The 21,790-nt window shown below is 56.2% G+C and carries 16 protein-coding genes; 11 read left to right on the forward strand and 5 right to left on the reverse strand.

What is annotated here, in order from left to right; all coding sequences use genetic code 11:
* Nucleotides 1-2: 2 nt before the first annotated feature.
* Nucleotides 3-1,361 (reverse strand): Trk system potassium transporter TrkA, encoded by a 1,359-nt coding sequence (gene trkA / locus GX839_07540; protein NLB05304.1) that lies wholly within the window; start codon nt 1,359-1,361, stop codon nt 3-5.
* A 138-nt stretch (nt 1,362-1,499) separates the two neighbouring features.
* Nucleotides 1,500-2,366, reverse strand: coding sequence for a hypothetical protein (locus GX839_07545; GenBank protein ID NLB05305.1), 867 nt, complete (start codon nt 2,364-2,366; stop codon nt 1,500-1,502).
* Nucleotides 2,367-2,835: 469 nt separating this feature from the next.
* On the opposite strand from GX839_07545, the gene GX839_07550 reads away from it, so the two are divergent.
* A complete protein-coding gene (locus tag GX839_07550) occupies nt 2,836-3,918 on the forward strand; it encodes a M42 family metallopeptidase (GenBank protein ID NLB05306.1) in 1,083 nt (360 codons plus the stop codon).
* Nucleotides 3,919-3,927: 9 nt separating this feature from the next.
* Here GX839_07550 and gatB read toward each other — a convergent pair whose 3' ends face one another.
* Genes gatB through aspS form a run of 3 tightly spaced genes read right to left on the reverse strand, consistent with a single transcriptional unit; the run spans nt 3,928 to nt 8,931 of the window.
* Complete coding sequence (gene gatB / locus GX839_07555; protein NLB05307.1) at nt 3,928-5,358, reverse strand: Asp-tRNA(Asn)/Glu-tRNA(Gln) amidotransferase subunit GatB; 1,431 nt, start codon at nt 5,356-5,358, stop codon at nt 3,928-3,930.
* Nucleotides 5,355-6,827, reverse strand: coding sequence for an Asp-tRNA(Asn)/Glu-tRNA(Gln) amidotransferase subunit GatA (gene gatA, locus GX839_07560; GenBank protein ID NLB05308.1), 1,473 nt, complete (start codon nt 6,825-6,827; stop codon nt 5,355-5,357). Before gatA ends, gatB begins: the two co-directional genes overlap by 4 nt.
* Nucleotides 6,828-6,837: 10 nt before the next feature.
* A complete protein-coding gene (gene aspS / locus GX839_07565) occupies nt 6,838-8,931 on the reverse strand; it encodes an aspartate--tRNA ligase (protein NLB05309.1) in 2,094 nt (697 codons plus the stop codon).
* A gap of 235 nt (nt 8,932-9,166) precedes the next feature.
* On the opposite strand from aspS, the gene GX839_07570 reads away from it, so the two are divergent.
* From GX839_07570 to GX839_07615, 10 genes are all read left to right on the forward strand, one after another.
* Complete coding sequence (locus GX839_07570) at nt 9,167-9,643, forward strand: RDD family protein (GenBank protein NLB05310.1); 477 nt, start codon at nt 9,167-9,169, stop codon at nt 9,641-9,643.
* Nucleotides 9,630-10,520 carry a patatin family protein gene (locus GX839_07575; GenBank protein NLB05311.1) on the forward strand — a complete coding sequence of 297 codons (891 nt, stop codon included), beginning with the start codon at nt 9,630-9,632 and terminating at the stop codon, nt 10,518-10,520. The genes GX839_07570 and GX839_07575 overlap by 14 nt, the downstream gene beginning before the upstream one ends.
* A gap of 2 nt (nt 10,521-10,522) precedes the next feature.
* Complete coding sequence (locus tag GX839_07580; protein NLB05312.1) at nt 10,523-11,692, forward strand: exonuclease SbcCD subunit D; 1,170 nt, start codon at nt 10,523-10,525, stop codon at nt 11,690-11,692.
* Nucleotides 11,689-14,847, forward strand: coding sequence for an SMC family ATPase (locus tag GX839_07585; protein ID NLB05313.1), 3,159 nt, complete (start codon nt 11,689-11,691; stop codon nt 14,845-14,847). The genes GX839_07580 and GX839_07585 overlap by 4 nt, the downstream gene beginning before the upstream one ends.
* A 106-nt stretch (nt 14,848-14,953) precedes the next feature.
* Nucleotides 14,954-16,027, forward strand: a complete 1,074-nt coding sequence (locus tag GX839_07590) for an alanine--glyoxylate aminotransferase family protein (protein NLB05314.1) — start codon at nt 14,954-14,956, stop codon at nt 16,025-16,027.
* Between the two features lie 2 nt (nt 16,028-16,029).
* A complete protein-coding gene (locus GX839_07595) occupies nt 16,030-16,926 on the forward strand; it encodes a 3-phosphoglycerate dehydrogenase (protein NLB05315.1) in 897 nt (298 codons plus the stop codon).
* Nucleotides 16,927-18,171: a DUF1015 domain-containing protein gene (locus GX839_07600; GenBank protein NLB05316.1), complete on the forward strand. Its 1,245-nt coding sequence runs from the start codon at nt 16,927-16,929 to the stop codon at nt 18,169-18,171. It begins immediately after the preceding gene.
* Between the two features lie 83 nt (nt 18,172-18,254).
* Entirely contained in the window at nt 18,255-19,238 is a 984-nt protein-coding gene (locus GX839_07605; GenBank protein NLB05317.1) for a tRNA dihydrouridine synthase DusB, read from the forward strand.
* Between the two features lie 51 nt (nt 19,239-19,289).
* Entirely contained in the window at nt 19,290-20,240 is a 951-nt protein-coding gene (locus tag GX839_07610) for an alpha/beta hydrolase (GenBank protein NLB05318.1), read from the forward strand.
* The gene (locus GX839_07615; protein NLB05319.1) at nt 20,240-21,619 is read left to right on the forward strand and encodes a tryptophanase; all 1,380 of its coding nucleotides are present in this window, start codon (nt 20,240-20,242) and stop codon (nt 21,617-21,619) included. The genes GX839_07610 and GX839_07615 overlap by 1 nt, the downstream gene beginning before the upstream one ends.
* Nucleotides 21,620-21,790 lie beyond the last annotated feature (171 nt).

Here is a 21,790-nt window from a genome sequence, read left to right on the forward strand (position 1 = left end):
TCTCAGCCTCCCAGGATATCGTCAAGGTCGGTAAGTCTTGTTCCGGTGGCGACGACAATGACACGGTCACCCGCCAGGATTTGGTCACCGCCGCCGGGAAAGAGGATTTCCTGACCGCGGGCGATGCAGGCAAGGCGCAGCTGCGGTCGGATATCGAGTTCCAGCAGGGTTTTGCCGATCACCTTGCTTCTGGGATTGGCGACGAACTCCAGAGCTTCAACCCGGCCTTCCTCGAAGCGGTAAAGCGCTTCGACGGAAGATCCCTGTGAATTGTCCAGCGCCCGGATGGTCCGGACGATTTCGTCAGAAACAATGTGATGAGGGGTGAGGACATTTTGTAAATCCGATTCACCTAAAATATTGAGCAGGCGGGTCCGGTTGATTTTTGTGATGGTTTTCTGTACGCCATTATGAGAGGCGACCCAGGAGGCCAGGACGTTCTCTTCGTCGATGCCCGTCAATGAAATGAAAGCGTCGTAGTGCTGGATGTTGCATTCTTCCAGAACCCGCTGGTCGGTTCCGTCAGCGCGGATGACATCCACCCAGGGGTAGTGCTGGAAGACGAACTCAGCAATGCCGCGGTCGCGTTCAATCAGCTTGACGGCATACTTCTGTTTGTTCATCAGGCCCAGGAGCCAGTAGGCGATGGCCCCGCCTCCCGTGATCAGAACATTCCTGATCCGGGGCGCCATGGTGTTGGTGTGGGCATAGAAGTTTTGAAGGGTGTCAACTTCTCCGGTTACATGAATGGTATCGCCGGCATGGATCACACTCTTGCCGTCCGGGACAAAAACCTCGCCGTCACGCCGGATTACGCAGACCATCAAGTCTTCGCCGCACTGGCGCTTGAAATCCAGAAGCTTCATCCCCGCAAGGATGCTGTCCCCGGGAACCCGGACAGCGACGATATATACCTTGCCGCGGAAAAAGCTTTCTACGCTGATGGCAGATGGATAGCGCAGCATCCTCATAATCTCTTTGGCGGATTCCAGGTTGGGGTTGATCAGGAGGTCAATGCCCAGGCTCTGCCTGAAAGCGGGCGTGGGGGGGCTGTAGTCGGGATTGGAGACGCGGGCGATGGTCTTTCCCGCCCCCAGGCTTTGCGCCAGAATGGCGGAGATAAGATTGATTTCGTCCGAGCCTGTCATGGCCATAAAGGCGTCGCATTCACCAACACCTGCTTCCAGCTGGGTGGCATAGCTTGCGGCATTGCCTATCACACCGGAGAGGTCGAATTCCTCCATGATGTCTTCGAACCACTCCTCATTTTTCTCAATGATGGTGACGTCGTGCCCCTCGGCCACCAGCTCCCCTGCAAGGGTGTGCCCGTATTTGCCGGCTCCGGCGATAACGATTTGCATGTTCGGCCTCCATGATGCAGCGGCTGCTTTAATCTCCGCACACCCGTGTTAGACGTATTCTAGCGCAATCCGCCTCTTTCGTGTTCAAATCAGAAGGGGCTGCCCTGCGGCAACCCCTTATTGGTGTAAGAATCCAGTCTATCGGTGTGGACTGAAGAATCGTACGGCTTTTCTTTGAACAACGAATTTTTGCGTTTCATGCCATTTCCCCCGTGCAAGGTTGCTGGCGTAAAAGTAATAGATGGGGTGCTGGACACCGCTCCCGCCTTGATCAAAAACAAAAGCAACCGCCTGCTTGACCGTGTTTGAAACATTGCGTTTGATGGCTGCGGTGTAACCATATTTCCTCTTAATCACCGCTGTGCTGTTGGTTCCTTCTTTCAGCATGGAATCCCGGATGCACTGCGCAACCAGAACGGCTCCAAGATAATCGTTTCCCCATTCGCCCATAACCAGCCCCTCCAAAGTCTGACGGTCCGATACCTGAAGTGTGCAGCCCTGGTAGTTGGGATCAGGTTCTTCGATTTGGATTAGAAACTGGCTGCCGGCATCGGGAGTCGCTTGCGGCCGCGGCTCTTCTTCAGCTGCTGCCTGTGTTTCGGCGTCTGCCCCGCTCTGCGTTTCTTTACTCTCCGCTTCTTCTCTTTCCGACTCTTTATTCTCTGCTTCTTTTTCCACTTGGAGGTTCTGTTTCCTCAGTTGATTGTCAATCAGTTCGCGTTTGGGCGGTTTGGCGGGAATTTCGCTTTTATGCTGAAATGCCTTGATCTCCGGGATCAGGCCCGGGGTTTTTGTCTGTCTGCGGCTGAGAGGCGATTCCTCAAACAAGATCAGTTCCTCAGCGTCTTCCGGCCGTATGTGGGGTTCCTCATCAAGGGATTCTTCTGCGAGTGGGTTCGCCTGGGATTCCTCTTTATGACCGATGGCCGGCAGGATTGTCAGAGCGATCGCCAGGATCAGCAGGCCGGTCACGGTTTTCGCATTTCTTTTTATTTTATCTTTCATAACAGTTCTCTTGTCTTTCTTTCATTCCCGGCGCTGCGCACAAATGTATGCAGGTTAAAACGACAATGGATTTGCGCGAGGAGGGAGTTTTATTTAGACCGCGTACCAGAATAGACCAGTCCAGCTGCATTTGAAAGCGTGAAAAAGCCGAATCCATCAGGGGCGAGGAGGCAGTTCCTTGTCAGATCGGTTGATTGGGTGCTGTGCATACGTCAATATAATTAAGCAATCAGTAACAATGATTGTTCATAATAGACAAAAATTTTCTGCTAAATGCTCCTTGTTCGAAAAATCCGGCAGATTGCAAAAGCCGGCCGCTCAAGGCTCTTACCTTCCAGCACCCGGCCCGGCTCACTTATTAAAGGTCAGGCGGTTTCCCAGGCAGGGTCGGGATTCCATGCACAGCCGGGGGAAAGAGGATAAAATGAAGACAATCAATTGCTTTTATCGGGATCTGAGGAGGTTGATGATGGCTAGCCGTACGTTTCTGGAGATGATGAAAGCCTATTCCGAGGCCAGGGGCCCTTCTGGATTTGAGCATGAGGCGGCGGATCTGGTGATCCAATACACGGGCGACCAGGGTGAAGTAATACGCGACACCATGCAGAATGTTTTCGTTCACCGCCACGGAAATGCGGGTGACCGCGTCCGCGTCCAGCTTGATGCCCATCTTGATGAAGTCGGTCTGATTGTCCAATCGATCAAACCCAACGGGATGCTGGGTGTGCTCCCACTCGGAAGCTGGGTGCCCGGCAATATTCCGGCACATCTTTTCCGCGTGCGGACCCGTGAACGCCGATGGATTCCCGCTATTGCCTCCAGCAAACCGCCTCATTACCTGACCGAAGCCGAAAGGAAAGAGGGGATCACCATGGAGCAGATCGAACTCGACATCGGCGCCGGTTCAAAGCAGGAAACTGAGGAGGAATTCGGTGTCGGCCTGGCGGCCCCCGTGGTTCCTGACGTTACCTTTGTTCATGACGAGGCGCGCGGTCTGCTCCTGGGAAAAGCCTTTGACTGCCGTCTGGGATGCGCCGCCATGACCGAAACCCTGAAAGAACTCCAGGGTGAGGCACTTGGGGTGGATGTCACCGCTGCCTTTTCCGTTCAGGAGGAGATCGGGGGCAGGGGGGCCATGGTGACTGCACGCCGGACCGGCGCCGACCTGGCCATCGTGTTTGAAGGGACACCTGCTGATGACAACTTCGCGCCCGCCGGCCATAGTCAGACAGCACTCGGCAAAGGCCCCATGCTCCGCCACATCGACCGGTCCATGATCACCCATCCCGGTTTCCAGCGCTACGCGCTGGCCCTTGCTGATGAAGAGGGTATTCCGGTCCAGGAAGCTGTCAGAAGCGGCGGCGGGACAAACGGAGGCTTGATTCATACGCAGGGGGCGGGGATTCCCACCATTGTCATCGGCATCCCGGTCCGCTACATCCATACACATTACGGCTGGGCCAGGCTGGGTGATGTGGAAAAGGCGGTCAGCCTTGCTGCCGCCCTCATCCGGTCCTTTGACGGGACCATCCTTGACCGCTTGATTTACTGAAGGTTCGCTTTAAAGACTGCCAATCGTTTCCCGGATCATGGATTCGGCCAAAATGGGATTGGCTCTGCCACCCGTTTCTTTCATGACACCGCCAATCAGTGAACGCATGGCGCTGTCCTTTCCCTTGAGGAAATCCCTGACCGCGCGCTCATTGGAAGCGACCGACCGCTCAACTGCCGGCCGCAGTTTTTCTTTGTCGTTGATCTGAGCCAGCTCGTGTTCCTCGATGTAGGAAGCCGGATCGAAGTCTTCTTCCATCAAAGCCTTGAGCACTTGCCTGCCCGTGTTGCTGTTGATCTCGCCCTTGGCCAGCAGGTCTGCCAGTTTTCCCAGACTGACGGGGTTCAGCAGGTCGTCTGTCGTGTCCTCGGTGTAAAGAGGCGCGACATCCGCCAGGATCAGGTTGACCAGGGTTTTTGGATTGGAAGTGACTGCAACTGCTTTTTCGAAGAAGTCAGACAACTCCTTGTCGTCAGTCATCCGTTCGGCTTCATAGGCTGTCAGGCCGTAATCTTCCATGTACTGCGCCTTTCGCTCGTCCGCAAGTCTGGGGATGACGGCACGGATTCTTTCGATTTCCGCTGCTCCGACTTCGACCGGAACCAGGTCCGGGTCGGGGAAATAGCGGTAATCGGCAGCTTCCTCTTTTTTCCGCATGGAGGAGGTCTGACCTGTTTTTTCATCAAAACGTCGGGTTTCCTGGGTGATGGTGCCGCCTTCTTCAAGCAGTGCGACCTGGCGTTTGAATTCGCTCTCGATGGCCCGGGCCACAAAGTTGAAAGAGTTCAAGTTTTTCAGTTCAACCCGGGTGCCCAGAGTCTGGTCACCCTTTTTCCGGACCGACAGGTTGACGTCGCAACGGAGTGAACCCTCATTCATCTTGCCGTCGGAGATGCCTGTATAGCGTGCCATGGCCCGAAGCTTGCGCAGGTAGGCGACGGCTTCATCGCCGCTCCGCAGATCGGGTTCCGAGACGATTTCGATCAGGGGAACTCCGCAGCGGTTGCAATCGACCAGGGTGCCCTGGCCGGCAAGATGGATCAGTTTGCCGGCATCCTCCTCAACATGGATGCGGGCAATACGAATGCGTTTGCTTTCATCCCCCGACAAGATATCCAGGTAGCCGTCGGTGCAGAGAGGGAAGTCATTCTGGGTGATCTGGTAAGCCTTGGGCAGGTCGGGGTAAAAGTAATTTTTCCGGTCGAATCGCGACCAGGGTTCAATTGAGCAGTGGGTTGCCAGCCCGGCCCGGATGGCGAACTCCACCACTTCCCGGTTCAGGGCGGGAAGCGCACCGGGCATGGCCAGGCAGACGGGGCAGACCTGAGTATTGGGCGGCGCTCCGAAGGTGGTGGCACAGTTGCAAAAAAGCTTGTGCTCTGTCTTCAGCTCAATGTGGACTTCAAGGCCAATAACAGACTCGTAATCCGCGTAGTTCATGGCGTCACCTCCGGCGCGGCGGGAATGAGGCCGTGCGCATCTTCGTAAAGAGCGGCCAGCTGGTAAAGCAGGCTTTCCGAGAAAGGTTTTCCCATGAGTTGCATGCCAACCGGCAGACCCTGTCCGGTCAGGCCCAGGGGCACGGAAAGAGCAGGCATACCGGTCAGGGAAGCGGGGAGAGTGAAGCGGTCATTGCTGTACTTGCTTCCTCCCAGCTCTTCAGGCAGGCTGCCCAAAGGCCATGCCGGCGTTGCCGTGACCGGGGTCAGGATGGCCTGGCAGGTCTGAAAGACCTTTTTGAACTCCTCCATAACGAGGGAACGCGCCTGAGCTGCCTTATAAAAATAATCGCGGTAGTTGTCTTCGGAGAGGGTGAAGGAGCCCAGGAGGATGCGTTGCTTAACTTCAGGGCCCAGAGCCTCGGAACGGGACCTGGTATAGACATCCTCCAGGTTTTCCTCACCCTGGCTGCGATAGCCAAAGTGGATGCCATCATAGCGGTTCATGGCCGAAAAGCCTTCAGCACTGGAAAGAATGTAATAAGCGGCAAGGGAGGCATCAAGGGTTTTCAGGTCGACCGGAATGATCCTAAGCCCCTGGCTTTCATAGAAGCGGAGCGCCTTCTCAAGAAGATCATGCACTTGGGGGTCCAGGTCATCGGATGCAAAATAGGATTCCGGCCAGCCGATTGTCAGCTGAGCGGGCACCTCCCCGATGGCATCCAGGAAGGAACCACCCTGCCGGTCAAGGCTGTGAACATCCTTTCTGTCCCGGACCGCAATGGCGTCCAGGACCAGGGCATTGTCCCTCACGCTCCTGGTCATGGGGCCCACCTGGTCGAGCGAGGCGGCGAAGGCTGTAACACCGCGTCTTGAGACCAGGCCATAGGTCGGACGGAGGCCGACAAGGCCGCAGAGGGCAGCGGGCTGGCGGATGGACCCGCCCGTGTCTGAGCCCAGGGTGAAACAGGCTTCGCCCGAGGCGACCGCCGCCGCAGAACCGCCGGAACTCCCGCCGGGAACACGTGTCAGATCGTAGGGATTGCGTGTCGGATGGAAAGCAGAGCTTTCGGTCGAATGGCCCATGGCGAACTCATCCATATTGGTTTTCCCTAAAAGCACCATTTCCTGCTGCCTCAGGAGCCGCCAGACAAAGGCATCATAGGGGGGAATGAAATCTTTCATCATTCGGGAGGCATTGGTTGTCGGGATCCCGCGTGTCGCGATATTATCCTTAAGCGCGCCCGGAATACCTGCGAGCGGAGGAAGTTGAAGTCCCCCGGCGATCAGCTGATCGACCCGGTCCGCCTGCTTTAAGGCAGATTCGCGGGTCAGCGTGATGTAAGCGCCAATCCTGTCTTCGCCCTGATCAATAGTCCTGAAGACGGCTTCAGCCAGCTCACGGGCCGAAAAGTCGCGGCTTCTCAAAGCCCCGGCTATTTGTGTCAATTCCATCTTTCGATAATCCATTTGCTCTCCCTCACTCGACCACCGGGGGTACGAGAAAGAAACCATCCTGCTCCGCCGGCGCACTTTGGAAAATTTCCTCCCTGGTAGGCGGTCGGTCATCTGCTTCCGTCAGGTGGACATTGCGGGCAGCTGACGGCGAGTAGAGAGGTGGCACATCCCTGGTATCAATTGAGTCAAGCGCATCAGCCAGTGCGATCAGCTCCCGAAGCTGGCGGCGTGTTTCTTCTTCCTCTGGCGCGGTCAGCCGGAGCCGGGACTGGGCTTCCAGTTTTTTAAGGTCAATCTCGCGGATCCGCTCTTGCCTGCCCGGCCGGGCAGGATCCCGTGAAACGGGGCTGTCATCGCCGGCCAGCTGGATCCCCAATTCCACCAGTTGTTGGGGATCGACTGGGGAAGGGGCTTCTGTCATGGGGTCGGAAGCATCCTTTGTTTTGGGAAAAGCAATCACATCGCGCAAAGAAGGCCGGCCTGCCAGAATCATGACCAGCCTGTCGAGGCCAAAAGCAAATCCGCCGTGGGGAGGTGCCCCATACTGGAAGGCCTTCAGCATGAAACCGAACCGCTCTTGAATATCTTTGTCAGACAGGCCCAGCGTCTTGAAAACCTGCGTCTGGATATCTTTGCGGTGGATCCTGATACTGCCCGAGCCCAGTTCTGTCCCGTTCAGGACCAAATCGTAGGCCTGGGACCGGACACGGGCGGGGTCCGTTGAAAGAAAGTCCAGGTCCTCCGCGAAGGGCATGGTGAAGGGATGATGCTGGGCCAGATAGCGGCCTTCCTCCGAAGAGAACTCGAACATGGGGAAGTCGGTGATGAAAGCGAAAGCAAAGCGGCCGGGTTCCCGGAGGCCCAGAAGGTCAGCCAGCCGGAGCCTTAATGTGCCTGTCACGCGGCGTGAAAGGTCAAGCGGGCCAGCGGAGAAAAGGACGAAGTCACCCGGCGAGGCTGAAACCTGGCGCAGGATCTCCTCGATTTGCTCCGGGTCAATAAACTTGGTCAGGATGGAATAGATCTCTCCCGAGGAACGCCAGGCAATCCAGGCCATGCCACCGGCTCCCTCGGCGAGGGCATGCCCGGTCAGTTCCTCAATGGTTGTACGTGAGAAGTCAGCCTGCCCGGGAACTGTGATGGCGCGGACGACGCCTCCCTCTGCAACAGCCTGGGAAAAGACGGAAAAACCAGTCTGGCCGGCGATCTCTGTGATGTCGACGATAGGAAGATCAAAGCGCAGATCCGGCTTGTCCGTACCGTACCGGTCCATGGCCTCCTCCCAGCTCAGCCGGGGGAAGGGTTTGGGAAACTCCGCACCCACCACTTCCTTCATGACTTGCCGGAAAAGGGATTCCAACAAAAGTATGACGTCTTCCTTCTCCACGAAGGACATCTCAAGGTCCAGCTGGGTAAATTCAGGCTGGCGGTCAGCCCGCAGGTCTTCGTCTCTGAAACAGCGGGCAATCTGGTAGTAGCGGTCAAATCCTGAAACCATCAGGAGCTGCTTGAAGAGCTGAGGTGATTGGGGAAGCGCGTAAAATGAGCCCGGGTGAACCCGGCTTGGAACCAGGTAATCCCGGGCGCCTTCCGGTGTGCTTTTAGTCAGGAGGGGGGTCTCGATATCAACAAAGCCCTCCTGATCCATGAAACGCCGTATAGCTCCTGTCACCTGATGGCGGAAGCGGATGTTGTCACGAAGCTGCGGCCTGCGCAGATCGAGAAAACGGTAAGCCAGGCGCAGTTCCTCTCTGACATGGTCAGCATCTGAAGGATCAAAAGGGAGCGGGTCACAGTGCGCAAGCAGCTGGGCTTCCCTCACGCGAAGCTCGACTGTACCCGTGGCAATTTTTGGATTGACGGTTTCTTCTTCCCTCAGGTGGACGACTCCCCTGACGAGCAGGACCGACTGATTGCGGACCTGCTCAGCAAGCTCAAAGGACTTGGCTGTCGTGTATTCAGGGTTGAAGACCGCCTGAAGCACGCCCTCACGGTCAGAAACATCGACAAAAATCACCCCGCCCATGTCGCGCTTGGTGTCGACCCAGCCGCAAGCGGTTGCCTCCCGGCCCACATCACGCTCTGAAAATAAACCGCAGTATTCTGTTCGTTCCATATGACCGTTCCCATCTCCCGGAAGGCAGGTGTGATCAGCGTGTTGCGAGCACACAAAAACAGACCCATGCTCCGGCAATTGCCTGTATTTTATCATACCGGGCCCTGGCGGATCAGGCGATAAGGGCAGGCAAGAACAGACCGGTCCAGGCCTGCCCGGGCACTTCAGTCTTTATGATAAACTCGTAGCAGGAAAGCAGAGGGGTTTTGGCGGGCTCATGTCAAGGCACTGGATCGTGAAGAAGGAAAAAGACGATCGCGGTGCCCTTTTATATTTGTGGAGGCGGTTATTTGCGCGGCTTGTCGATTTTCTGCTCTGGCTGGCACTCTGTTACTGGCTTGAAGAGAAATTTTTCCTTCAGTCCTCTTCGCACAGCCTGGCACGTTTTGGCATCGACCAACTTGTCGCCTGTGGTCTTATGGTCCTGACCGAACCACTGTTTTTGTCATCCTTGTCGACCAGTCCCGGCAAAGCGCTGGCAGGCCTTCGGGTCGTCAGCTCGTCAGGAAAGCGGTTGACCCTGAAGCAGGCCTATGACCGGGCTTGGCTGATCTGGCGCCATGTGCTCGGCTTCGGTCTGCCCTTTTTCAGAGTTGTTAAACTTTTCAGGGCATATACCGCCAAGCGCCATGGTTTTTTCTTTGACTGGGAAAAGAAAACTTTTTTCCGGCCCCTTCTGGCAGGGGCCAAGGGAGTGTATGGAAGAGAGTAATGCAATCCGGAGCAATGTTTTTCACACGGCACTCATTTTTGAGGGTGGCGGCATGCGGGCCTGTTACACCGCCGGGTTTGTCTCCATGCTGCTCGAGCACGCCATCTATTTCAACTATGTCGCAGGAATATCCGCCGGCGCTTCCCACGCGGTCAACTACCTTTCACGCGATCCGGTGAGGGCCCGCCGTTCATTCACCGACATCGTACAGGATCCTTCTTTTGGCGACATCAGCTCCTGGCTCAAGGGTGACGGCTACTTCAACGTCGACTACATTTACTCGAAATCTCCCCGGGCGGACGGGGCACTCCCCTTCGATTTTGAAACCTTCACCAGGAATGAGGCCGAGTGTGCGATCGGCGCCTTTCTGCGTTACGAGGGACGAATGGTCTATTGGCATCGAAGTGACATGACTACCGTCGAGGCGCTGAGCCTCCGCGTCCGGGCTTCCTCTTCCCTGCCTTACCTGATGCCGGAAACAGAGGTCGACGGCAAGATCTATCTGGACGGGGGACTGCATGTAGGAATCCCGCTGGATATTGCCATGGAAGACGGCTACGACCGCTTTGTCATTGCGCTGACGCGCGAGCGGGGCTTCCGGCTCGAGCCCGTCCCCCACAACCGAATAATGAACCGTATACTGGACCGTCATCCCATTGTAAAAGAGGCCCTGACGACCCGGCATCTCCGATACAACCGCACGCTCGATGCCATCGAAAAACTCGAAAAAGAAGGCAGGGCCTACGTCTTCTATCCGGAAGCGATCGATCTTACCCTGATGGACCGGGACAGGGAAAAGCTTCTGAGCCAATACATCGAGGGACATGAGCAGGCGGTACGCGAACTTCCCCGCCTGAGGGAATTTTTGGGAGGCTGAGCATGCAATTCGTTCACATGGCAGATCTTCATCTGGGTAAGCGGCTGTACGAATTCCCGCTGATTGACGATCAGCGGGTCATGCTTGAGTCAGTCATCTCCCTGTGCCGGACAGAAAGTCCCGATCTGCTGCTGATTGCGGGTGATGTTTTTGACAAGGCGATTCCATCCATCGAAGCCATCGGCTTGTTTGAATCTTTCCTGGTCGGCCTCTCGCAGGCCGGGATACCTGTCATGATCGTGGCGGGCAACCACGATTCCGGCGACCGCCTGTCTTTCGGCAATACCTTTTTTGCCTCGCATGGGATCCACGTTGCGGGCCCATTTGCAGGAAAGCTGGAAAAGGTCGTCATGGCCGACCAGCATGGACCCGTGACATTCCATCTCATGCCTTTCATCCGCCTTGCCGACGTCCGTCGCTTTTTCCCCGGCAGCCGGCTCGATACAACAGCTGACGGTGTGGCGGCAGTTCTCTCAACTGCCGACCGCGGCCCCGGCCGCCATGTCCTGGTAGCCCATCAATTTGTGACTGCGCGTGGCATCGCGCCCCTGCGGTCAGATTCTGAAGTGCTTCAGGTTGGGCTGGCAGACGAAATCGACGCGTCAATTTTTTCGGGTTTTGATTATGTGGCCCTGGGGCATCTCCACGGAAGACAACAGGTTGGCCCCGGACCTCTCCATTACGCGGGTTCACCCCTGGCTTATTCTTTCTCGGAAGTTAATCAAACCAAGGGTGCGCTCATAGTGGATCTGCTCCCGGGAGAAGAACCCCTTATCCGCCAGATCCCGCTGGCCAAACGCCATGCCATGCGCCGGATCCGGGGGGCCATCGGAGAGCTGCTTGCGCTTGGGAAGGCGCTGGAAGAAAGGGAAGATCCCTCCCGTTTCGATTATCTGGAAGTGACTCTGACTGATCAAGGGGCCGTGGCTGATCCCATGAACCGGCTGAAAACCGTTTATCCTCACGTCATGCGGCTCCTGTTTGACCGGGACGGCAGTGATGAGATGAGGGACGCCCTGATCAGTGAGGACGATTTCCGTTCAATGAGTCTGGTCCAGCTTTTCGCTGAGTTCGTCATCGCCCAGACGGGTCATCCCCTGACGGACCTGCAAAAACAGGTGGTTGAGCAGGTGGCGGCAAAAATCGAATCAGGGGCTGGAGCAGGCAGATGAAACCCGTACGGATGACACTGAGCGCTTTCGGACCTTACGCCAGGGAGACGAGTATTTCTTTTGAAGATGTCAGCCAGGGAATCTTTCTGATTTCCGGCGAGACGGGTTCGGGCAAAACCATTATCTTTGACGCCCTCATGTATGCGCTCTATGACGATACAAGCGGCGAGTCCCGGGGCAATCATTCCCTGCGATCCGACTTCGCGGCCCCGGAAACTGAAACTTTCGTCGAGCTGGTCTTCAGTCTTCATTCGCAGGAATACAGGATACGGCGCTCCCCCCGCTACCTGCGGCCCAAGAAATCGGGAAGGGGGGAAACGGAGCAGGCTCCCGCAGTCGAACTCAGCCTGCCGGACGGCCAAGTGCTGACCTCAAAGACGCAGGCGGATCAAAAAATAAGAGAACTAATCGGCCTTGACAAAGACCAGTTCAGGCAGGTCGTTATGATTGCACAAGGGGCCTTTTTCGAGCTGATCGAAAGGTCCAGCAATGAACGGGCCGCCATCTATCGCAAGCTTTTCGACACCCTTCCCTACCGCGAGATGCAGGAAGGCCTGGGCAGCCTTTACAAGGAAGCGAGAGATAAGAGCAAGCTTCTGACCAACCGGCTTTTTGTGGACCTTGCCCGCTTTGACATTCCTCCAGGGGAAGAGGAACTGAAAAACCGGCGTGACGCCATTGTTGCCGGTGAGGAGCGGTGGGCCGTTGAGAAATTGATGGCCGGGCTGGATCGTCTGGTGTCCGGGTTGAAAGAGCGCGCAGACCAGTCGGAGGAAGAGCTGGAGTCAGGACGCAGCCGCCTAAGGAAAGCCCGGGAATCGCTGGCAAAACTCCAAAGCGACAATGAGCGGATCGATCAGTTTGAAGCAGCCCTCCGCACAGAGAAGCAACTGGCTTCCGAAGAAAAGTCGTATCTCGAAAAAGTTGCCAGACTTGAGCAGGACAGGCGGGCCTCCAGTATGGTCCTGGTTCCCTTTGGCAAAAGGGAAGACGCGGAAGCGCGGATCCTTTCTGCAGGCCGGCAACTGTCAGAAGCGAAAATCAACCTTGACAAGGCCGAAGCTGAACGAAGCGCGGCAGTCCTTGCCATCGAGGCAGCTAAGGAAAACAGCCACCGGCTGGAATCACTTCCAGCAGAGATAGGTGCCTTGGAAAAAGAAGACAAAACACTCCTTAAGCTGCAGTCTCTGGAATCGACGCAAAAGAAAATCGATGAAAAGATCGGCAGGGCGTCCAGTGAGCTGGATCAGCTCTCCGGGCAGCACCATGACCTGTTATCCGCAATCAGGCAGGACGAGAGGGAGCTTGAAAACCTAGCCGATGTCGACCGCAAGCTTGGGCAAAGCGAGCAGCAGCTTGACAAAATATCAAAGGCCATGGCCCGGGCGATGGAAATCCGGGCCGGTCTTTCACAAACACTTCTGGATTTGGAGGTGCTCCAAGGTGAAAGACAGGTGCTTGAAAGATTGATCCCGGAGTGGAAGGCCGACGATGCCCGGGCCAGGGAGGCGTCGGCACAGCTTTTTCTGGAGCAGGCCGGCTTGCTGGCTCTTGAACTGGAAGAGGGGAAGCCCTGTCCGGTGTGCGGTTCGACCGATCATCCTCAAAAAGCAGCCGTCTCGCTCACCGCTCCGTCGAAAGAGGAAGTCGACCGCCTTGCGGAGAAAGCCGACAAGAGCAGGTCTTTGGCGGAGGCCAGAAGCGGGGATATCCGGGGGTTGACCGAGCGGATTGATGTGGCGTTGCGGCTGCACAAAAAAGAGATGGAATCCTTGCTGGACAGGAAGATCCCAAGCCTGCCAGACCCGGTGAAGCAAGCAGGGCTGCTGGAAGAAGAGCTGGAGCACTTTTACGCCAAGGGGCGAAAGGAGCTAGCTGTGCAGGAAGCTGGTCATCGGGCCGAAAAGGCTCGTGCGGAACGCCGTGATCATTTGAAAGCGAAAGGGAAGACCGATCACCAACTTCTCGCAGACCTGGAGCAACAGAAAAAAGAAAGCGAACAGAATCTCGCCCAAATCAGGGAAGAGGCAGCACGCCTGCGGGGTGAAGCAGCCTCCTTGCGTGAGGGGCTTTTGGGCCTGGACCGGGCTGCAGTCAGGGAGAAACTTAAAGAATGCCGCGCTTCGTATGAAAGACTGAAAAAGAAAAGTGACCAAGCGCTGCAAAGCGATCGGGAAACCATGTCAGCCCTGACAGCGGCGCAAACGCAGGTATCTTCCCTTCAATCACAGCTGCTGGTTCTCGAAGAGGAGAAAGCAGTACTTGAAAAGAATCTGATCAAGGCCCTGGAAAAAGCTGCCATTCCCTCTGAAGAAGCCTATAAGAGGATGCTCCTGAACGACAGGGACAGGCGCATGCTCCAGGAGGAAGTTGAAGCAGGCAAGGCCGCGCGTTTGGCAAATGAGAGTGACCTTGAACGATTGCGAAAAGAAACGGCGGGTTTGTCCAGGCGTGATGAACAGCAGGAGTCAGATCTGCTTGAAAGACTTGAGACAGAGCAAAAGCAGCGTGAGAATGACTTGAGCTCCGCCAAAACCCGGTTCGAAATCGCCTGCACTTCCCTCCAAGCCATCAAACAGTCATTTTCCCGGACAGCTCAGGCGGCCGAAGAAGAGAGCCTCCTGAAGGATCTTTCTGATCTTGCCTCCGGCCAGTACCGGGAGGCGGATCAGATCAGTTTTGAAACCTACGTCCAGACCTGGTATTTTGCCCGGGTAATCCGGCACGCCAATATGAGGCTTTCGCAGATGACGGGAGGGCGCTATATCCTGCGCAGAACAGAAGAGGCGAAGGACCGGCGATCGCGGACCGGCCTCGATCTTTCGGTTGAAGATTTGTGGAACGCAAAGATCAGGTCTACCTCTTCCTTGTCGGGCGGTGAAAAGTTCCAGGTGGTGCTGTCACTGGCACTGGGTTTATCGGATGTGGTCATGGCTCACGCGGGAGGTGTCGAGATTGACTCGCTTTTCATTGATGAGGGGTTTGGGAGCCTCGATGAAAATTCACTTCAGGAAGCCATGGGAGTCCTGCAGGGCCTGGCAGAGGATAATCGCATGATCGGCCTGATTTCACATCTGTCCCTGCTTCATCAGGCCGTTGACAGGAGACTGGTCGCAAAAAAGGGCGAAAACGGCAGCAGCATCGCCTGGGAATGAGCGGAAGCCAAAGAGGCATTCACGTGGTATAGTGGTTGCGGCAAGAAAGAAGCGGCGACAGGCTTCTTCACAATATGGATACTTTTGTCGTTAAGGAGGAGGATTTATGTACAAAAAACTTTTTATTCCGGGGCCAACAGATGTCACGCCCGAGGTACTGGAGAAAATGGCTACGCCCATGATCGGGCATCGCACGAAAGAGGCGACAGCGCTCCAGCAAAGTGCATCTGAAAAACTTCAAAAACTCATGTATACAGAAAATACCATCCTCTTGTCCACCTCGTCGGGGACCGGCCTGATGGAGGGTTCCATCCGCAGCTGCACGCTTAAGAAGGCGGCTGTTTTCTCCGTTGGGGCCTTTGGTGACCGCTGGTATGATCTGGCTGAACAAAACGGGGTGCCGGCCGATATCTTCCGGTCCGAACCGGGCCAGCCGACGACACCTGAAATGGTTGATCAGGCCTTGAGCACGGGTGACTACGACGTGGTTACCGTAACCCACAATGAGACCAGCTCTGGCATCGTCAACCCCTGTGCGGAGATCGGCGAAGTGATCCGGAAGTACCCCGGTGTCCTTTACCTGGTCGATGCGGTCTCTTCCCTGGGAGGCGCCAAAATTGAGGTCGACAAATGGGGGATTGATGTCTGCATCGCGTCGACACAGAAGTGCCTGGCGCTGCCTCCGGGGCTCAGTCTCTGCTCCGTGTCGGAGAGGGCAATTGAAGCGGCCAAACAGGTTGAAAAACGCGGTTATTATCTTGACCTGGTCCGCCTTTACAAGCGGGTGAAAAAAGATTACCAATATCCCTCCACACCCTCGTTGTCGCACATGTTTGCCCTTGATTACCAACTGGACCGGATTCTTGAGGAGGGTCTGGACAACCGTTTTGACCGTCACCAGAGGCTGGCGGAGATAGTCAGGGCCTGGGCGGAAAAACACTTTTCGCTTTTTGCCAAAGAGGGCTTCCGCTCCAATACCGTGACCTGCATCAACAATGAAGATGCCTTTGTCTTTGCCGATCTGAGCAGTGCCTTGCTGGAACGTGGTTTCCGGATCGGAAGCGGTTACGGGCCTTTCAAGGCCACTACCTTCCGGATCGCGACCATGGGAGAACTGCAGGAGGAGACTTTGCGCGAGCTCCTGGCAAATATTGATGAAATTCTGGGACTGGAGGCATAAAGATGGCATTGATTTTGGCCAATGATGGCATTGATAAAAAAGCTGAACTTAAGCTGATCGAACTCGGCCATGAAGTCGACACAAAAAAATATGAGGGGGAGGATCTGCTGAAAAGACTTGGTGAAGTGGATTGCGTAATCGTCAGAAGTGCGACCAAGATCCGCGATCCCCAGGTCGATGCCGGAGCGTCAGGCAAACTGAAGCTGATCATCCGCGGCGGCGTGGGACTTGACAACATCAATGTCGACTATGCTGAATCCAGGGGCATCAAGGTGCGCAACACGCCAGCCGCTTCGAGCAGTGCCGTAGCCGAGTTGGCGCTTGGCCACATGTTGACCATGGCCCGCCACATCGGAGAGGCCAATGTCACCATGCGGCAGGGCAAGTGGCTGAAAAAAGAATACTCCGGGACGGAGATCGCCGGCAAGAAATTGGGCCTCATCGGGTTTGGCCGGATCGGCAACTCACTGGCTGTCAAATGCCTGGCCCTTGGCATGGAGGTCATGTTCACCGATATCCAGGATTTGGAGTGTGACATCTGCCCCCAGGTCAAATTCGATCAGGTGCTGGCTGAGTCAGATTATGTTTCCATCCACATTCCTTTTGAAGGCGGCGCCCCGCTGATCGGGAAAAAGGAAATCGACCGGATGAAAGACGGGGTCTTCATCATCAACTGTGCCAGGGGCGGGATTGTAGACGAAGATGCCCTGGTTGATGCCATCGAAGCGGGCAAGGTGCGCGGGGCTGCCCTGGATGTTTTCCGGGAGGAGCCTCTGACCAACCAGCGCCTGCTCCAGTGCGACAAAATTTCGCTGACTCCGCACATCGGCGCTGCGACGGCTGAAGCCCAGGCACGGATCGGCGACGTGATCGTCGATATTGTCAAGGAGATCCTGTAAATGGCGGTAGTAAGACCTTTCAGGGCCGTACGCCCCCTTCCCAGTCTGGCTGAACAGATCGCCAGCTTGCCTTATGATGTCATGGACCGGGCGGAAGCCAAAGCCATGGCAGGGAACAATGAGTTAAGTTTTCTTCACGTAGTGCGGGCAGAAATTGACCTGCCCGATTCGGTCGATGATTATGCGGACCAGGTCTACGAAAAAGGATGTCAGCGTTTGCGCCGGATGATGGCGGACGGCGTCCTGGTTCAGGATCAGCAGCCTTTCTTCTACATCTACCGGCAGATCATGAAGGGCCGCGTCCAGACAGGTCTGGTTGCGACCTTTTCAGTCGATGAATACCTGTCCAACAAGATTAAGAAACACGAGTTCACCCGCAAGGAGAAAGAAGTGGACAGAACACGCCATTTCGACACCTGCGATGCCCATACGGAGCCCGTTTTCCTGACTTACAGGTGGCAGGAGGCCATCGACCGGCTGATCGCCGACTTTATCAAATTCACGGAACCCGTCTACGATTTCAAGACGGAAGACCAGATCACTCACATTTTCTGGGTTCTGGATGATCCTGAAACTATTTCCCAGTTGGAATCACTTTTTGCCGGGATCCCCTCGCTTTACATCGCCGATGGCCATCACCGCTCGGCTGTGTCCGCCAATGTAGCGCTGAAGAGGCGGGAAGAGTATCCCGATGCGCCTGCTGATGCTGAATTCAATTATTTCATGGCCGTTGTCTTCCCGGACCAGGATCTCTTCATCATGGACTACAACCGTCTGGTCAAAGACTTGAATGGCATGACACCCGCGGAGTTCCTGGAAAGGATTGGCGGGATTTACCAGGTTGAGCGGGTGAACCAGGCTTTCCATCCTCACCGGAAAGCGGAGATGTGCATGTATCTGGATGGCAGCTGGTACAAGCTGACCGCTCCCCCCTCTCTTTTTGAGGGCCTGGATCCGGTCCGCCGGCTCGATGTTTCGATTTTGCAGGACAATGTTCTGACGCCCCTGCTCGATATCGACGACCCCAGAACCTCCATGCGAATTGACTTCGTTGGCGGCATCCGGGGGCTTGACGAGCTGAAGCGCCGCGTTGATGCTGGCTGGGCCGCAGCCTTTGCCATGTGCCCGACTACCATGGATGACCTGCTGGCCATTGCGGACGCGGAAATGGTCATGCCGCCAAAATCGACCTGGTTTGAACCCAAACTGAGGTCGGGGCTTTTCGTCCACCTGCTTTCCAACTGACGTTCAGGCAGGAATCAGACGGGACCATGCCACAGCTGGATAAAGCCCTTCCTCATCGGTTATCGGCCGAAAGGGAGGGCTTTTTGCCAATCTTTGAAGCCCTGCCGCTCGGCCTGGCCCCCATGGCGGGTTTTTCCACCGCACCTTTTCGCACCCTGGCCGCACGGCTGGGGGCTTCCTTCACCATAACCGAGCTGGTGTCCGCTCGCGGAATCCGCCATGATCCCGGCCTGAAACGGTCGGCCCGCTATCTGCAGCCGACCGGAGGGGACAAGCCCTGGGGGATTCAGCTTTTTGGCCAGGATCCGGGGGATTTTGCCTTTGCCATCGACCGTGTGCTGTCAGAACCGCTCTATCGGCCAGTTTCTTTCATCGATATCAATATGGGCTGCCCTGCCCCCAAAGTCCTGAAGGAGGGGGCAGGCTGTGCATTGATGCGGGACAGACAGCAGGTCGAGCGGATTATCAGGGCCGCCGTCCGGACCGCAGGGAGGGAGGGTTGCCCGGTAACCGCCAAGATCCGGTCAGGCATTTCTCCCGATGCCGTCAATGCTGTCGAAATTGCCAGGGCCATCGAACAGGGCGGCGCGGCTGCAGTGACTGTTCACGCCAGAACCCTTGATCAGTATTACCGGGGCAGGGCTGACTGGGAAGTCATCGGCCGGGTGAAGCAGGCCCTATCCATCCCTGTATTTGGAAACGGTGACATCAGGCAGCCGGGCGATCTGGAAAAAATGCGGTCGGAAACGGCCTGCGACGGTTTTATGGTCGGCCGGGCCGCCCGGGGCAACCCCTTCATTTTCAGGGCCCTCCGACAGGGGCCGTCCGAAGTATCCACGGATCAATGGCTGGCTGTCATGATCGAACACCTGGATGCGACGGTTGAAGCCCTGGGGGAGACGACTGCTGTCAAGGAAATGCGATCGCATTTCGCTTTTTACCTGCGGGGATTCGAAAGGTCTCCGCAGTTCAGGCGGCAGGTTATGGTGCCGGCAAGACGTGATGGTGTGGTCGCCGTTTTGCGGGAAGCCGCAAAGTTCAGACAGGCCAGCCGTTTGCTATACTGAAGCTCAATCAAACTGAAAATTCGACTCATCGTGTCAGCAAGGAGAGTGAGTATGGAAAGGAAAACGGAATACATCGATTCGTCCGATGGCAGTACGCACTTATACGTGCAGATCTGGGAACCCGACGGACCTCCAAGGGCCGTCCTGCAAATCGCGCACGGCATGGTGGAGTTTATTGATCGTTATGACCGTTTCGCCCGCGTTCTGGCGGGCGAAGGCATTTTAGTCGCTGGAAACGATCACCTGGGACACGGGGGGTCGGTTAAGTCAAAAGACGATTGGGGGTTTTTTGCCGAAAAAAACGGCAACCGCTGTGTCGTGGAAGACATGCGCTCCCTGCAGTATCTCCTGCGGGAGCGGTACCCATCCATTCCGCAGTTTATTCTCGGGCATTCCATGGGATCCTTTCTGGTGCGCCAATACCTCCATACCTACCCGGAAGACCGTTTTTCCGGTGCCATTATCCTGGGGACAGGCATGCAGCCGGCCTGGCTTCTGTCAACAGGCCTGATCCTGGCCAGAATTATCAGGGCAGTCAAGGGGCCGCGTCACCGAAGCAGGTTCCTGACCAAACTGTCGCTGGGCAGCAACAACAAACATTTCAAGCCCAGCCGGACCCCCTGCGACTGGCTGACACGGGATCAAGCCATTGTCGACCTTTACTGCGCTGACGAACGCAACCGGTTCAAGTTCACAGCCAGTGCCTTCCTTGACATGTTTGAAGGCATTAGAACCCTCTATTCAAAGAAGAACCTGAAGAAGATGGACACAAGGACACCCCTGCTGATCGCAAGCGGGAGTGATGACCCGGTGGGATCCATGGGCAAGGCGGCGCCCGCTTATGGCAGGCAGCTGAAAGCGCTGGGATTTCAGGACGTCACAGTCAAACTCTACCCGGGGGCGCGCCATGAGCTGGTCAATGAGACAAATCATGACCAGGTGGACCAGGACATCATTTCTTTTGTCCTCGAGCACACAGACTTGAAAAGCAGGAGCGAATGATGGCGACTTACATGCCGGAACCTTATCGGATCAAGATGGTCGAACCGCTGAAAGTGACCACCAGGAAAGAACGTGAAGAAGCGATCCGCCGGGCACACTTCAACCTGTTCGGTCTCAAAAGTGATGAAATCTACATCGACATGCTTACCGACAGCGGAACAGGCGCCATGTCAGACCGCCAATGGGCGGCCATCATGATGGGGGATGAAAGTTATGCGGGGTCCCGCAGTTACTACAGCCTGATGGAGGTCTGCCAGGAGCTTTTTGGGTGGAAATACTTCCAGCCGGTCCATCAGGGACGGGCCGCGGAAAAAGTCCTCTTTCCCAACCTGTTGAAAAAAGGACAGATCTCCATCTCCAATATGCATTTTGATACGACTGCCGGACACGTCATGCTGTGCGGCGCCAAACCGGTCAACTGCGTCGATCCGCGGGCACTTGATCCGGATTCCCTTTATCCCTTCAAGGGCAACATGGACAATGCACACCTTGAAGAGTTGATTGAACAATACGGCCACGGCCAGGTGGGCATGATCGTCATTACTGTGACCTGCAATTCTGCCGGAGGCCAGCCCGTTTCCCTGGCCAACATGGAGGAAACAGCAGCCATTGCCCGGCTGCACGGGATACCGCTCGTCATTGACGCGGCCCGCTTCGCCGAGAACGCCTTTTTCATCAAAGAGCGCGAAGAAGGTCAATCAAGCCGATCCATCCGCGAAATCGTCCGCCTCATGTTTGCCCATGCGGACGCCTTCACTTTCTCCGCCAAGAAAGATGGCATCGTCAACATGGGCGGACTGGTGGCCGTGCGCGAGGACGAAAAACTGATCGAAGGCGTAAGACGCCAGGTGGTTCCCAGTGAGGGCTTCTTGTCCTACGGAGGCCTGGCGGGCCGCGACATGGAAGCACTGGCGGTGGGTCTGGAAGAGGGTCTTGACGAGGCCTTTCTTCGTTCCTATACGGGCCAGACCCGCTATCTGGTCGACCGTTTCATTGAGGAGGGGATTCCCTGCCAGCGGCCAGCGGGCGGGCATGCGGTTTTTGTCGATGCCGGAAGGCTTCTGCCCCATATCTCCTACGACCGCTTCCCCGCCCAGTCTCTTTGTGTCGAAGCGTACCGGGAAGCGGGAATTCGTGGCTGTGATGTCGGGTCCTTCATGCTGGATCCTGATCCCGTCACAGGCCTTCAACCGGAGGCAGCCATGGAATTCGCCCGCTTTTGCATCCCCAGGAGGACCTACACCCAGGCCCACCTCGATTACGTCGTCGCCTCCATGATGCGGGTCATGGAAAAAGCAAATACCCTCAGGGGCTACCGGATTGTCCGCGCGGAAAAAATTCTGCGCCATTTCACCGCCAGGCTGGAACCTGACGACTGATCTTTGCCGCCCGCGTACGGGGCCGGCTGGCTGAGTTTGCATACGTTATAACCTGACTTTTACAGTTTGAGCTGAATCACCCAATCCATTTACGGCATCCACTATCTCCCAAACTCGCCTAATGCGCAGGTTTGGGAGTTTTTCCATGAGGGAAATGGCGCCCGGCTATTG

The sequence above is a fragment of the Fastidiosipila sp. genome, from assembly GCA_012511175.1.
Taxonomy (GTDB): Bacteria; Bacillota; Clostridia; order Saccharofermentanales; family DTU023; genus UBA4923.

Excerpts from the sequence above, each read along its gene's own strand:
- trkA (NLB05304.1), bottom strand. The coding sequence starts at position 1,361 with ATGCAAATCGTTATCGCCGGAGCCGGCAAATACGGGCACACCCTTGCA.
- GX839_07610 (NLB05318.1), top strand. The coding sequence starts at position 19,290 with ATGGAAAGGAAAACGGAATACATCGATTCGTCCGATGGCAGTACGCAC.
- gatB (NLB05307.1), bottom strand. The coding sequence starts at position 5,358 with ATGAACTACGCGGATTACGAGTCTGTTATTGGCCTTGAAGTCCACATT.
- aspS (NLB05309.1), bottom strand. The coding sequence starts at position 8,931 with ATGGAACGAACAGAATACTGCGGTTTATTTTCAGAGCGTGATGTGGGC.
- GX839_07580 (NLB05312.1), top strand. The coding sequence starts at position 10,523 with ATGCAATTCGTTCACATGGCAGATCTTCATCTGGGTAAGCGGCTGTAC.
- gatA (NLB05308.1), bottom strand. The coding sequence starts at position 6,827 with ATGGATTATCGAAAGATGGAATTGACACAAATAGCCGGGGCTTTGAGA.
- GX839_07600 (NLB05316.1), top strand. The coding sequence starts at position 16,927 with ATGGCGGTAGTAAGACCTTTCAGGGCCGTACGCCCCCTTCCCAGTCTG.
- GX839_07590 (NLB05314.1), top strand. The coding sequence starts at position 14,954 with ATGTACAAAAAACTTTTTATTCCGGGGCCAACAGATGTCACGCCCGAG.
- GX839_07575 (NLB05311.1), top strand. The coding sequence starts at position 9,630 with ATGGAAGAGAGTAATGCAATCCGGAGCAATGTTTTTCACACGGCACTC.
- GX839_07595 (NLB05315.1), top strand. The coding sequence starts at position 16,030 with ATGGCATTGATTTTGGCCAATGATGGCATTGATAAAAAAGCTGAACTT.
- GX839_07615 (NLB05319.1), top strand. The coding sequence starts at position 20,240 with ATGGCGACTTACATGCCGGAACCTTATCGGATCAAGATGGTCGAACCG.
- GX839_07585 (NLB05313.1), top strand. The coding sequence starts at position 11,689 with ATGAAACCCGTACGGATGACACTGAGCGCTTTCGGACCTTACGCCAGG.
- GX839_07550 (NLB05306.1), top strand. The coding sequence starts at position 2,836 with ATGGCTAGCCGTACGTTTCTGGAGATGATGAAAGCCTATTCCGAGGCC.
- GX839_07545 (NLB05305.1), bottom strand. The coding sequence starts at position 2,366 with ATGAAAGATAAAATAAAAAGAAATGCGAAAACCGTGACCGGCCTGCTG.